Raw genomic sequence first — 13,618 nt, forward strand, 5'->3', positions numbered from 1 at the left:
CAGGTTTAGTATTTAACCGAACAATTATTTTGATGCGTGAAATTAATATCCGACAAATACCACGCCCCGTCACATGCTTTTCCCCTGCGCACGATAGCCCACATCGCCGTTTTGCGACTGAGGTTAAGATAATGGGTAGCGGAAGCTGCGGTGTTTGATGGTATTTTATTCAGGAAATACGTTTGACGGTTTTCTTGTCGCATCGTGGCCCGCCCCTGTAACATAAATCAGGAGCTAACCAAACAGGCTAAAGTTCAGTGAATCAACTAGACTTTAGTTCCACAACATTAATCTAATCCATAAGTTGGGGAAAAAAGCATGTTCCAGCAAGAAGTGACTATCACCGCACCAAATGGCCTGCACACTCGTCCTGCTGCTCAGTTCGTCAAAGAAGCCAAAGGCTTCACCTCAGAAATCACCGTGACGTCCAACGGCAAGAGCGCTAGCGCCAAGAGCCTGTTCAAATTACAAACACTCGGCTTAACACAAGGAACTGTGGTTACTATCGCTGCGGAAGGCGAAGACGAACAAAAAGCGGTTGAACACCTGGTCAAGCTGATGGCTGAGCTCGAGTAACCGACGAGTTTTTTAGTGAACACCAGAATCGAGTAAGGTAGGGTTATGATTTCAGGCATATTAGTATCACCGGGTATTGCTTTTGGTAAGGCACTGTTACTGAAAGAAGATGAAATTCTCATCAACCGGAAAAAAATCTCTGCGGATCAGGTAGAGCAGGAAATTGAACGTTTTCTGACTGGCCGTTCCAAAGCATCCGCACAGTTGGAAGCTATCAAGAAGAAAGCGGGCGAGACGCTGGGCGCAGAGAAAGAAGCCATCTTCGAAGGCCACATCATGTTGCTGGAAGATGAAGAGTTCGAGCAGGAAATCATAGCCCTGATTAAAGATGAACATGCTTCCGCCGACGCCGCTGCGTTTTCCGTCATCGAAAACCAGGCTAAAGCACTGGAAGAGCTTGATGATGAATATCTGAAAGAACGCGCCGCAGACATGCGTGATATCGGGAAGCGTTTGCTCAGAAATATTCTCAATATGCCTATCGTCGATCTGGGCGATATTCAGGATGAAGTCATTCTGGTTGCAACGGACCTGACACCGTCAGAAACCGCGCAGCTGAATCTGGACAAAGTGCTGGGCTTTATCACCGACCTCGGTGGCCGCACGTCCCACACGTCCATTATGGCCCGTTCGCTGGAACTGCCTGCGATCGTCGGCACGACCAACGTGACCCAGCAGGTTAAAAACGGCGACTATCTGATCCTGGATGCCGTAAACAACCAGATCTATCAAAATCCGACTGCGGATAAAATTGAAGAATTAAAAGCGGTTCAGCAGCAATATCACGCTGAAAAGTATGAGCTGGCTAAGCTGAAAGATCTGCCGGCCATCACGCTGGACGGTCATCAGGTTGAAGTCTGTGCCAACATCGGTACCGTGCGTGATGTCGCGGGTGCTGAGCGTAACGGCGCAGAAGGTGTCGGCCTGTATCGTACCGAATTCCTGTTCATGGATCGTGACTCGCTGCCTACCGAAGAAGAGCAGTTCCAGGCGTATAAGGCGGTTGCCGAAGCCGTTGGCGCTCAGGCTGTTATCGTCCGTACCATGGATATCGGTGGCGACAAAGATCTGCCATACATGAACCTGCCGAAGGAAGAGAACCCGTTCCTTGGCTGGCGTGCTATCCGTATCTGTCTGGATCGTAAAGAAATCCTGCATGCCCAGCTGCGTGCCATTCTGCGCGCATCAAAATTTGGCAAGCTGCGTATCATGTTCCCGATGATTATTTCCGTGGAAGAAGTGCGTGAGCTGAAAGCCGAACTGGAGATACTGAAAGCACAGCTGAGAGAAGAAGGTAAAGCCTTCGACGAAAGCATTGAAGTCGGCGTGATGGTTGAAACACCTGCCGCCGCCGCTATCGCGCCACATTTAGCCAAAGAAGTCGACTTCTTTAGTATTGGGACAAATGACTTAACCCAGTATACTCTGGCAGTTGATCGCGGTAATGAGCTGATTTCTCATCTCTATAACCCGATGTCCCCTGCTGTCCTGACTCTGATCAAACAGGTCATCGACGCGTCTCATGCCGAAGGCAAGTGGACAGGGATGTGTGGTGAGCTCGCCGGTGACGAACGTGCTACACTACTGTTATTGGGAATGGGTCTGGACGAATTCAGCATGAGTGCGATCTCTATCCCGAGCATCAAGAAAATCATCCGTAATGCGAATTACGAAGATGCGAAGGCGCTGGCGGAACAAGCACTCGCTCAACCGACAGCACAAGAGTTAAGCAATCTGGTGAGCCGCTTTATTAAAGAAAAAACGCTCTGCTGATTCTGCTTTACCTAATAGGTTTCAAGGTGGCAATCAGCACCCCGACAGGCGATAGATTCGCAGTCGGGGTAGCGAAGAAAACCAATGCCACACCAACTTGAAAGATTAGGGTATACGCTGGCCCAATATTAATGCTTAGGAGAGAATCATGGGTTTGTTCGATAAATTGAAGTCTCTGGTTTCTGACGACAAAAAAGACACTGGCAGCATCGAAATCATTGCCCCGCTGTCCGGCGAAATCGTCAATATTGAAGACGTTCCTGATGTCGTATTTGCAGAGAAAATCGTCGGTGACGGTATTGCCATCAAACCAACTGGCAACAAGATTGTCGCACCGGTAGACGGCACCATCGGTAAGATTTTTGAAACCAACCATGCGTTTTCCATCGAGTCTGACAGCGGCATTGAGCTGTTTGTGCACTTTGGTATTGATACCGTTGAATTGAAAGGCGAAGGCTTCAAGCGCATCGCTGAAGAAGGCCAGCGCGTGAAGAAAGGCGATCTCGTTATTGAGTTTGACCTGGCTCTGCTGGAAGAAAAAGCGAAGTCTACTCTGACACCAGTGGTTATTTCCAACATGGATGAAATCAAGGAATTGACCAAACTGAGTGGTACGGTTGTTGTCGGTGAAACTCCGGTTATCCGTATCAAAAAGTAAGCCGCCTTCTACGGATGGTTTACTACGTTTGCACGAGACGGCACCCGGATGGTGCCGTTTTCGTTTCAGGCTTTCCAGCGCGGCACGCACAGGCGAATCACTAACCCGCACTGCTCACCATTATCCGCCTCAATATGCCCGCCGTGCGCCAGTACGACTTTACGGGTAATCGCCAGCCCCAGCCCATAGCCTTTGCCAGACAGCGGCGAATCAACACGAATGAAAGGATCGAAGATGCTGGAAAGCTTACTTTTCTCCACGCCGGGTCCCTGATCGGCGACCTGAATCGTCCACTCATGTTCATTGCCAATGAGCGACACGGAAACCTGCTGCGTGGGAGCAGAAAAACGTAGCGCGTTGCGCATCACATTATCGACCGCCCTGCGCATCAGCTCCGCATTGCCTTTAGTCGTGTAGTCTTCGTCCTCATCGGCCGTCAGCAGGATTTCAACGCCGGTGACTTGCGCTTCGTAGCGCGCATCATTGACCACGGCAGTCACCAGCCCCAGCAAATCGAAATAGGCTTCCTCAATACCAGAATGCTCCGTGCGCGATAGCGTCAGCAGTTCGCCAATCATCTTATCCATCAGCAAAGCTTCACGCTCAATACGCTGCAAGGAACTCTCTATATTGTCGGGATTCTGTCGTATCAACCCGATAGCGAGCTGCAAACGCGCCAGCGGGGAGCGCAGCTCATGGGAGACATCATGCAGCAGCTGTTCACGCGCGCTGGCCAGACTGTCCAGTCGTTCAACCATCGAATCAAAATCACGCGCGACATCGCTGATTTCATCATGACGTTTATGCATCACCGGTAGCAGACGCACGTTCAGATCGCCCTGCGCAACCTGATCAAACCCCGCACGAATCTGACTTAGCGGACGAGCCAGGCTCCATGCCAGCACCGAGCTGAACAACAGGCCACCAAACCCCGCAATGATGATAAACGGCACGGGCACGTTGAGAAATTCGACTGGCCGAGGGGGACGAAATTCACTGCGCAGCAGCTCGGCGTCATAGCGAATCTGATACCACTTTCCGGCTGGGCCGTTGACCTGCTTGATAATGTGCGTGGCACGCGGCATGCCACGTTTATCCGGCGCAAAAGCCTCATCGAGCAACGCGTTCTGCGAGCCAGAAACCAACTCCTGATCGGACAGCGGCAGCGGCGATTCCGTGACGGAAATGTATTGCTGCTCTTGCTGCGGCAGCAGCGACATCACATCGTTCAGTTCACCCAAGCCGCCATGTTGCAGCGCAGCCGCCACCATCTCCGTTTGCATTGTCGCAATGCGCGACACCACGATCTCTTCCAACGGCTTATGTCGCTCGCCGTAAAAAGAAAAAGCCAGCCACAGCAGTTGAGACATGACGAGAAACGTCAGCCAGAACCCGAGCAGTATCTTCCAGAAAAGTCGTCCACGAATCATCATCAGCGAATCCGGTATCCCACGCTGCGCACGGTTTCAATCGTCATGGTGTTGCCAGGCAAGACGCCAAGCTTTTGACGAATATTGCTGATGTGCACGTCCACGCTGCGGTCATACGCTTCACGGCGACGCCCCAGACATTTTTCGGACAGCTCATCTTTTGACACCACCCGCTCCGGGGAACGCAACAGCAGCTCCAGCAAATTAAACTCAGACGCCGTCAGATCAAACGGCTTCCCACGCCATTCGCTGATGCGCGTGGCAGGGTTCAACACCAGATCGCCGCTGGCGGCAAGGCTCTCGTCGCGCTTTGTGCTCGGCTGATCGTCATAACGACGTAGTACCGCCCGTAGTCTTGCCACCAGCTCGCGCGGGTAACAAGGTTTAGGCATATAGTCATCCGCGCCCATTTCCAGACCGATAACTCTGTCGATGTTGTCGCCTCTCGCCGTCAGCATAATGACGGGCAACTGCTGGGTTTTTCTGATCTGGCGCAGCACGTCAATCCCGCTCATATCGGGCAGCATGACATCCAGAATAATCGCGGTGTAATCCCCCGATATCGCGCCATCGACGCCCTCTTTGCCCGTCAGCACCCGCGAGGTTGAAAACCCTTCCGCATTCAGATACTCACAGAGCATATCGCCCAGCTCTACGTCGTCATCGACCAGTAAAATATTCATATCCTGTCCTCATTAATCGGGTATACCCTACGTATTCGAGTTGCGGGAAGGAAACGCACAAGCAGCTTGAAGTATGATGGGTATAGATGATGTATTCTCAGGCCTGGCGTGAATATTCGCAGCCAGATTTACTTAATCCTTACCATTTCTTTCAGCAAAGATTACCGCTACCTTTACGGACTCGGGGTAAATTACTCACCTGCGTTATTTATTCCCGTTCAGATGCATGAATTAAGGACGACTTCCCCTGATGCAATCACGATTTTTTACACGACGCCGTACGACGATCGCGCTTGGCCTTATCGCTGCTGCTGTAGTTCTTCATCTGTTTTTCAATAAGCCATCGCCAGCACCCAATGCGCTTACCACCGCCGCCGAGATTGCGGATCTCGAACAGACCGTGCTCGCTGACGGTAAAATTGAGGCACAGAAGCAGGTCAGCGTCGGTGCACAAGCCTCGGGGCAAATCAAAGCGCTGCACGTCGAACTGGGTGATAAAGTGAAAAAGGGACAATTGATCGCTGAGATTGATGACCTCACTCAGCAGGACACGCTAAAAAACGGTGAGGCCGCGTTAAAAAACATTCAGGCACAGCGAGCGGCCAAACTGGCGGAACTGCGTAATAACGAATTAAGCTGGCAGCGTCAGCAAATGTTGATGAAACGTGGCGTTGGGGCACAGGCCGACTACGACAGCGCAAAAGCGACGCTGGATGCTACCAGAGCCAATATCGACGCGTTGGACGCCCAAATCATTCAGGCACAGATTACCGTCAACACCGCCAAGGTTAATCTGGGATACACCCAAATTCGTTCACCGATGGACGGTACCGTGGTGGCCATTCCGGTTGAAGCGGGGCAAACGGTCAACGCGATTCAGACGACGCCGACCATCGCCAAAGTCGCCAATCTGGACACCATGACCATCAAGGTGAAAATCTCAGAGGCCGACGTCGTCAAGGTGAAAACCGGCATGCCCGTGTGGTTCAGTATTCTGGGCGAACCGAATAACCGTTACGAAGCCACGCTGAGCTCAATTGAACCAGCGCCAGACTCCATCAACACGGACTCGACCACAACCTCATCCAGTTCAAGCAGCAGTTCCAGTTCATCATCCAGTACCGCAATCTATTACAACGGCCTGTTCGATGTGAAAAACCCTGATGGCGTCTTGCGCATTTCCATGACGGCGCAGGTGTATATTCTGCTGTCTTCAGTGAAAAACGCCATTGTTGTTCCCGCGACGGCGTTAACCTCGCGTGACGGCATGTGGTACGTGCAGGTCGTGAATGCGAACAAGAAGGTTGAATCGCGTCTGGTGACGCTTGGCCTCAACGATAACGTGCGCACCCAGATTCATTCGGGGCTCAGCGTGGGGGAACAGGTCGTTGTCAGCCCATCGTCCGGCGATGTCGCGTCTACGCATCCTGGCCCACCGATGGGGATGTAACGTATGTCCACATCCTTACTTAAGCTGACCGGTATTACCCGCCGCTTTTCCAACGGCGAACAGGACGTCACCGTCCTCAAAGACATCAACCTGACCATCAATCAGGGAGAAATGGTGGCGATCGTCGGGGCGTCTGGGTCAGGAAAATCGACGCTGATGAATATTCTCGGCTGTCTGGATAAACCGTCCTCTGGTGATTATCAGGTGGCAGGACGCGCCGTTGGCGAACTGGATAACGACCAGCTCGCGGAACTGCGCCGCGAGCATTTCGGCTTTATTTTCCAGCGCTATCACCTGCTCGGCGATCTCAGCGCTCTGGGGAATGTTGAAGTGCCAGCCATTTATGCCGGAAAAAGCCGGCTGGCGCGCCGTCAACGGGCGGCAGAGCTGCTTACTCGGCTAGGACTGGAAAGTCGCCTCCACTATCGGCCCAGCCAGCTTTCCGGCGGCCAGCAGCAGCGCGTGAGTATCGCACGGGCGCTGATGAACGGCGGCGGCATTATTCTGGCGGATGAGCCAACCGGTGCGCTGGACACCCACAGCGGCAACGAGGTTCTGAGCATACTTCGCGATCTGCACAGGCAGGGCAATACCGTCGTGATCGTCACCCACGATATGACGATTGCCGAACACGCTCAGCGCATCATCGAACTGCGCGATGGCGAAGTGATTGCCGACCGACAAACGCGCCCCGAAGAGGCCGCCGTGCCGTCAACGGAAGCCACCAGCTCTCCGGCGACGTCCGCTCTGAATCAGTTCAAAGATCGCTTTATCGACGCGTTTAAAATGGCGCTGCTGGCGATGAACGCCCAGCGGATGCGCACCTTCCTGACCATGCTCGGCATCATCATCGGTATCGCGTCTGTCGTCTCGGTGGTCGCGCTGGGAAAAGGCTCACAGGAACAGGTGCTGGCCGATATCAATTCGATGGGCACCAGCACGCTGGAAATTTTCCCTGGCAAAGACTTCGGCGACATGGATGCCAGCGCCATCCAGACGCTGCGGGCCAGTGATATCCAGCCGCTGACGCAGCAGCCCTACGTGCATAGCGTTACGCCTTCTATTTCCACCAGCGTAACGATGCGCTACGGCAACATTGCCGTTTCCGCCAGCATTTCCGGGGTTGGCGAGCAGTTCTTCACCGTGCGTGGCTACACCCTGCAACGCGGCGTGCTTTTCCCGCGCAGTAGCGTCGATGAACTGAAGCAGGACGCCGTGATTGATAAAAATACGCTTAACAAGCTCTTTCCTCACGGCGAAGATCCCATTGGACAAGTGATTTTGCTAGGCTCGCTGCCCGTGCGGATTATCGGCGTCGTCAGTAAGAATCAGGGAGGCTTCGGTAGCGATGAAAACCTGAATGTCTGGGTGCCGTACACCACGGTGATGAAGCGCATGGTCGGACAGTCGTACCTGAAAAGCATCACGGTGCGGGTGAAAGACAATGTGGATATGAACGTCGCGGAGAAAAGCATCACCGCCCTGCTGACGCAGCGGCACGGTACGAAAGATTTCTTTATCATGAACACGGACAGCATCCGTCAGATGATCGAGAAAACCACCACCACGCTCACGCTGCTGGTGTCGATGATTGCCTTGATCTCGCTGCTGGTCGGCGGGATCGGCGTGATGAACATCATGCTGGTTTCCGTCACGGAGCGAACCCGGGAGATCGGCGTCCGTATGGCGGTTGGCGCACGCACCAGCGATATCATGCAGCAGTTTTTGATCGAAGCGGTACTGGTTTGCCTGTTCGGCGGCATCATCGGCGTGGGGCTGTCGCTGGCTATCGGCGTGCTATTCGCCCAGTTCAGCAGTAATTTCGCGATGATCTATTCCAGTTCCTCGATTATTGCCGCGTTCCTGTGCTCCAGCCTGATCGGCATTATCTTCGGCTTCTTCCCCGCACGACGAGCCGCACGGATGGAACCGATTCACGCGCTGGAGCGGGAATAGTCGTCAGTCAAATACCCCGGTGGACAGATACCGATCGCCACGATCGCAGGCGATTGCCACAATCACGCTGCCGGGGTTTTCTGCCGCAAGCCGCAGTGCGCCAGCCACAGCGCCACCGGAACTGACGCCGCAGAAGATGCCTTCCTGACGCGCCAGTTGGCGTAACGTATTCTCGGCGTCCACCTGCGTCATATCCAGAATGCGATCGACCAGATCGGCACGAAAAATCCCTGGCATATAGTCCGGCGTCCAGCGGCGAATACCGGGAATGTGGCTGCCTTCCGCAGGCTGTAATCCCACCGTGCAAATCGCTGGGTTCTGCAGCTTAAGATAGCGGCTGACGCCGGAAATCGTGCCGGTCGTTCCCATGCTGGAGATAAAGTGAGTCACCTTACCTGCCGTCTGCTGCCAGATCTCCGGGCCAGTCGTCAGAAAGTGTGCCAGCGAATTGTCCGGGTTATTGAACTGATCGAGCGTTTTCCCTTCTCCCGCCAGCACCATCTGTTTTGCGCGATCCCGTGCCCCTTCCATCCCCAGCTTGCGATTGACCAAAACCAGCTCCGCGCCATACGCACGCATCGCGGTCTGGCGTTCATAGCTCATGTTGTCCGGCATCAGCAGGCGCAGACGATAGCCTTTTACCGCCGCAATCATCGCCAGCGCAATGCCGGTGTTCCCGCTGGTCGCCTCAATGAGCCGGTCACCGGGAACGATGTCACCGCGATTCTCCGCCTGCTGGATCATGGAATATGCGGCCCGATCTTTTACCGATCCGGCGGGGTTATTTCCTTCCAGCTTCAGCCAGATTTCACTGTTTAACCCCTGCGTCAGGCGCTGCAATTTCACCAGCGGGGTATTGCCAATACACTGCTCAAGCGTTGTCACAAGTTGAGTCCTAAAAAGCCTCGCGCATGCGGCGCGAGTGATAGAAAAGAGTAAAGTTAGCGTTTATTCATTTGCCGCTTCACACGCCACTGCAAGGCGCTTTTGATGAACAACGTCAGTATCGCCATCACGGTTAACAGCGCCGCCGCGGTAAACGCCCCCACGCTGTTATAATCCTGATGCAGCAATTCGACCTGTAGCGGCAGAGTGTAGGTTTCACCGCGAATCGAGCCTGACACCACGGACACGGCGCCAAACTCACCAATCGCTCGGGCATTCGTTAGCACCACACCATACAGCAGCGCCCAGCGAATATTCGGTAGCGTCACCCGATAGAACACCTGCCAGCCCGACGCACCGAGCAGCACCGCCGCTTCTTCTTCCTGACTGCCCTGGCTCATCATTACCGGAACCAGCTCCCTGACCATGAACGGACAGGTCACAAATATCGTCACCAGCACAATGCCCGGCCAGGCAAACATCAGCTGTATCCCCTGCTCATCCAGCCAACCGCCAACCGGGCCGTTGGTGCTGTAAAAAAGCAGATACAGCAAACCCGCTACCACCGGAGAAACAGCAAAAGGAATATCGATCAACGTGAGCAGCAGTTGCCGCCCCGGAAACTGAAAGCGCGTGACCAGCCACGCCAGCAGCGTACCAAACACCAGATTCACCGGTACGACAATCGCGACCACCAGCAGCGTGAGGCCAATGGCATGCAGCATGTCAGGGTCGCTCAGATTACGCCAGACGCCCCCCAGTCCGTGCGATAGCGCAGCGGCAAAAATTGACACCAAAGGGATGACCAGCATGATGAGCGATAATATCACGCCCAGTGCAATCAACGCGGTTCTCGCCCAGTTACGTTCCTGCCGAACCGGATGAGGTTGACGCCGTGACGTCACAGTCGGTATCTCTGCCATTACACGCTCCGGGTCCGTTGACCAAAACGGCGTTGCAGCACGTTGACGCCAAACAGGATCAATAAGGATGCTGCTAACACGACGGAGGCAATCGCACTGGCGGCAGGAAAATCAAACTCCTGCAAGCGGATAAAGATCATCAGCGAAACGACTTCCGTCTGCCAGGCAATGTTACCCGCAATAAAGATCACGGCGCCGAACTCGCCCAGACTGCGGGCAAACGACAGCGCGGTGCCTGTTAAGAGTGCCGGGGTTAACTCCGGTAAAATGACGTAGCGAAAACACTGCCAGCGATTCGCGCCCAGCGTTTGCGCCGCCTCTTCGTATTCAGGCCCCAGATCTTCCAACACCGGTTGGACGGTGCGCACGACAAAAGGAATGCTGGTGAACGCCATCGCAACCGTAATGCCCAGCCAGGTATAGGATACCTTGATGCCGAATTCGGCCAGCCATGCGCCGTACCAGCCGGTCGTTGAAAACAGCGCAGCCAGCGTCAGCCCCGCCACCGCAGTCGGGAGCGCAAAGGGTAAGTCCATCAATCCATCCAGCAAGGCTCGGCCGGGAAAGCGATAACGAGTCAGAATCCACGCCATTAACAGGCCGAATCCCGCATTAAATATCGTCGCCAGCCCCGCCGCCAGGAGTGTTACTTTGTAGGCCGCCACCACCTGCGGGTTGGAGATCACCGCCCAGTACTGCGCCAGACTCATTTCTGAGAGCTGCATGACCAGCGCACTTAAGGGTAGTAAAAGAATCAGACAGACGAACAACAGGCTGCTGCCCAAACTCAGCGCGAACCCCGGCAGCACCCGTTTACCTGAACCAGAAAAGAAGTTACCAGACCTCAAAGCCATTACTGACGACCAGCCGCCAACAGTTTGTCCAGTTCACCACCGGTATCGAAGTGGGTTTTCATCACCTGTGGCCAAGATCCAAACTGATCCTCTACCCGAAATAAGGTGGTCTCTGGGAAACGAGATTTTAGCGTTTGCGCCAGTTCAGGGTTATTCACACGGTAGTAAAAATCGGTGATCACTTTCTGTGCTTCTGGCGTATAGAGGTAATTCAGATAGGCTTTTGCCGCCTGTTCAGTGCCGTTCTTCTCCACATTCTTATCAATCCACGCCACGGGGAATTCTGCCAGTATGTTGACCTTCGGGACGATCACCTCGTAGTTCTCGACACCGTACTGGTTGCGGATGTTATTCACCTCGGATTCAAAGCTGATCAGTACATCGCCCAACTGGCGTTCCACAAACGTGGTCGTTGCGCCACGGCCACCGGTATCAAAGACTTCGACGTTCGCCAGAAAACGCGTTATCCACGCGCGCGTTTTGGCCTCGTCGCCACCGTTGGCTTTGCTGGTCGCGCCCCAGGCTGCAAGGTAGGTATAACGGGCATTGCCGGAGGTTTTCGGATTCGGGAAAATCAATTTAACGTCATCACGCACCAGATCGTTCCAGTCGTGAATCCCTTTAGGATTACCTTTGCGAACCAGGAAGGCCATGGTGGAGTAAAACGGAGAGCTGTGATTCGGTAAACGCGTCTGCCAATCTGCGGGAATCAACTGCCCGCGGTCGTGCAGGATCTGAACGTCCGTCACCTGATTGTAGGTCACGACATCGGCCTTCAGGCCTTGCAGAATAGCCAACGCCTGTTTAGACGAACCGGCATGCGACTGTTTGATCGTCAGCGGATCGTTAGGGTGCTGCGACAACCACTGTTTTTCAAAGCCGGGATTGAGCGCCACAAAGAGCTCACGCGACACATCATAAGAGCTGTTCAGCAGCTCGGTAGCAGAGACAGCGCTCTGCCCGCCCAGCAGTAATGACAGCGCCAGAGAACCTTTCACCAGCCAGCCTTTCACCTGTACTTGATTCATCTTATGTCCTGTCAGAGTTAGAGCCTATTCGGTAGGCTTTGTTGTCGGAGCCGTTACATAGCCGTTTTTGTATATACCCTAAATAATTCGAGTTGCGTGAAGGCGGCAACCGAGCGAATCCCCGGGAGCTTACTCAGGTAAGTGACTGGGGTGAGTAAGGGCAGCCAACGCACAGGCAGCTTGAAGTATGACGGGTATAGCGTCAATCAGTGTAGGGGGAAGTGACGGTTAACATATAACCTTTATATATATCATTTCGGGATTTTTAAGCGCTAAAGTACATAACCACAAAACGAGCGAGACGAGAGGAAAAAGCGGGAGGGAAAAGGAAAGTGCGGCCAGATAGCCCGATAAAGGAAAGTGGAAAAAGGGAAAACTCACAGAACGGATGCCTGCACAGGTGCAGGCATCCGGAAAATGCGTCAGAGCTTACAGCGATAAAAGCTGATCCAGAGAAGGCGCAAAGAAGTAGCTGCCGCTGACGGCGCGCGTAAAGCGCAGCATGTCGTCACGTTTGCCGTCACGATCGCCGAACATGCTCAGCAACTGCTGCTCAATGTTATGCAAACGCGCACAGTAAGCGACAAAGTAGAGTCCGTTTTTCCCGCTCGCGGTGCCATAAGGCAGGCTCTGGCGCAGAATTTTCAGCCCCTTGCCGTCTTCCTTTAAATCTACGCGGCTAAGATGCGACGTTACAGGGCGTTCATCGGAGGACAGTTCTTCGTTATCCTGCTTCGTACGCCCGATCATTTGTTCCTGCTGTTCCACGCTAAAACGCTGTAGCTGCTTCAGATTGTGTTCCCAACGCTGGGTAAACACGTAGCTGCCGCCTGCATCCGGCTGGCCCTCAGGGATAATCGCCACGGCGTGACGGGCATCGCCCTGCGGGTTTTCCGTGCCGTCGACAAAGCCGCTTAAATCACGATCTTCCACCCAACGGAAACCGTGCGTCTCTTCTTCGATACGGATCGCGCTGCCAAACGCGGCCAGCGCCGCCTGTGCCAGCGTAAAATTAACATCATGACGGAGTGATTGGATGTGAATCAGTAGATCGCGCTGCGTGGCTGGAGCAAGCCCGTTACCCAGCGGTGTGAACGGTTTCAGCTCCGCTGCGCCGTGGTTGCAATCCAGATCGCGCCAAACGTCGTTGCCAAATGCCAGCACAGCGCCCAATCCCGCATCAGGATACTGCTGCTGTAACTCTTGTAACGTCTGACAGAATTTTTTGCATCCCTGCCGGATAGCATCAAACTCTCCCTGAATCATCGCTTCCATAAAAATGGCAAAACGGCGGTGTTCCAATAAAATACCGCTTTGAATTGGTGTCATTTCTGCTTCCTCAAGCGTCAGTTTTTTCTTTTGTTGTTATGGTTTATTACGGTCATTATGGCGAATATGGCTG

At 53.8% G+C, this 13,618-nt stretch carries 12 protein-coding genes; 5 read left to right on the plus strand and 7 right to left on the minus strand.

What is annotated here, in order from left to right:
• Positions 1 to 318 precede the first annotated feature (318 nt).
• The 3 genes from ptsH to crr all read left to right on the plus strand — a co-directional run bounded on the left by ptsH (position 319) and on the right by crr (position 3,007).
• Positions 319 to 576 (plus strand): phosphocarrier protein Hpr, encoded by a 258-nt coding sequence (ptsH, locus tag MYB54_RS17555; protein ID WP_005971891.1) that lies wholly within the window; start codon positions 319 to 321, stop codon positions 574 to 576.
• A gap of 45 nt (positions 577 to 621) precedes the next feature.
• Positions 622 to 2,349 carry a phosphoenolpyruvate-protein phosphotransferase PtsI gene (gene ptsI / locus MYB54_RS17560; RefSeq protein WP_039557011.1) on the plus strand — a complete coding sequence of 576 codons (1,728 nt, stop codon included), beginning with the start codon at positions 622 to 624 and terminating at the stop codon, positions 2,347 to 2,349.
• 148 nt (positions 2,350 to 2,497) lie between these two features.
• A complete protein-coding gene (crr, locus tag MYB54_RS17565; protein WP_010284368.1) occupies positions 2,498 to 3,007 on the plus strand; it encodes a PTS glucose transporter subunit IIA in 510 nt (169 codons plus the stop codon).
• A gap of 65 nt (positions 3,008 to 3,072) precedes the next feature.
• Here the strand turns inward: crr and MYB54_RS17570 are convergent, their stop codons facing one another.
• Positions 3,073 to 4,440 (minus strand): ATP-binding protein, encoded by a 1,368-nt coding sequence (locus tag MYB54_RS17570; RefSeq protein WP_248721130.1) that lies wholly within the window; start codon positions 4,438 to 4,440, stop codon positions 3,073 to 3,075.
• Positions 4,440 to 5,120 carry a response regulator transcription factor gene (locus MYB54_RS17575; RefSeq protein ID WP_248721131.1) on the minus strand — a complete coding sequence of 227 codons (681 nt, stop codon included), beginning with the start codon at positions 5,118 to 5,120 and terminating at the stop codon, positions 4,440 to 4,442. The genes MYB54_RS17570 and MYB54_RS17575 overlap by 1 nt, the downstream gene beginning before the upstream one ends.
• A gap of 250 nt (positions 5,121 to 5,370) precedes the next feature.
• Here MYB54_RS17575 and MYB54_RS17580 point away from each other — a divergent pair, with 250 nt between their 5' ends.
• The gene (locus MYB54_RS17580) at positions 5,371 to 6,570 is read left to right on the plus strand and encodes an efflux RND transporter periplasmic adaptor subunit (protein ID WP_039312621.1); all 1,200 of its coding nucleotides are present in this window, start codon (positions 5,371 to 5,373) and stop codon (positions 6,568 to 6,570) included.
• Between the two features lie 3 nt (positions 6,571 to 6,573).
• Positions 6,574 to 8,526, plus strand: a complete 1,953-nt coding sequence (locus tag MYB54_RS17585) for a MacB family efflux pump subunit (protein WP_248721132.1) — start codon at positions 6,574 to 6,576, stop codon at positions 8,524 to 8,526.
• Positions 8,527 to 8,529: 3 nt separating this feature from the next.
• Here the strand turns inward: MYB54_RS17585 and cysM are convergent, their stop codons facing one another.
• The 5 genes from cysM to MYB54_RS17610 form a co-directional block, all read right to left on the minus strand.
• Positions 8,530 to 9,411, minus strand: coding sequence for a cysteine synthase CysM (cysM, locus tag MYB54_RS17590; RefSeq protein WP_248721133.1), 882 nt, complete (start codon positions 9,409 to 9,411; stop codon positions 8,530 to 8,532).
• A 56-nt stretch (positions 9,412 to 9,467) separates the two neighbouring features.
• Entirely contained in the window at positions 9,468 to 10,334 is an 867-nt protein-coding gene (gene cysW, locus MYB54_RS17595; protein ID WP_039274929.1) for a sulfate/thiosulfate ABC transporter permease CysW, read from the minus strand.
• Positions 10,334 to 11,188 (minus strand): sulfate/thiosulfate ABC transporter permease CysT, encoded by an 855-nt coding sequence (cysT, locus tag MYB54_RS17600; RefSeq protein ID WP_039461993.1) that lies wholly within the window; start codon positions 11,186 to 11,188, stop codon positions 10,334 to 10,336. The genes cysW and cysT overlap by 1 nt, the downstream gene beginning before the upstream one ends.
• The gene (locus tag MYB54_RS17605) at positions 11,188 to 12,216 is read right to left on the minus strand and encodes a sulfate ABC transporter substrate-binding protein (protein WP_104213398.1); all 1,029 of its coding nucleotides are present in this window, start codon (positions 12,214 to 12,216) and stop codon (positions 11,188 to 11,190) included. Before MYB54_RS17605 ends, cysT begins: the two co-directional genes overlap by 1 nt.
• Positions 12,217 to 12,645: 429 nt before the next feature.
• A complete protein-coding gene (locus MYB54_RS17610) occupies positions 12,646 to 13,545 on the minus strand; it encodes a Dyp-type peroxidase (RefSeq protein WP_014914274.1) in 900 nt (299 codons plus the stop codon).
• Positions 13,546 to 13,618 lie beyond the last annotated feature (73 nt).

Origin of the sequence: Pectobacterium nicotianae (assembly GCF_023272715.1) — a bacterium.
Taxonomy (GTDB): Bacteria; Pseudomonadota; Gammaproteobacteria; order Enterobacterales; family Enterobacteriaceae; genus Pectobacterium; species Pectobacterium brasiliense.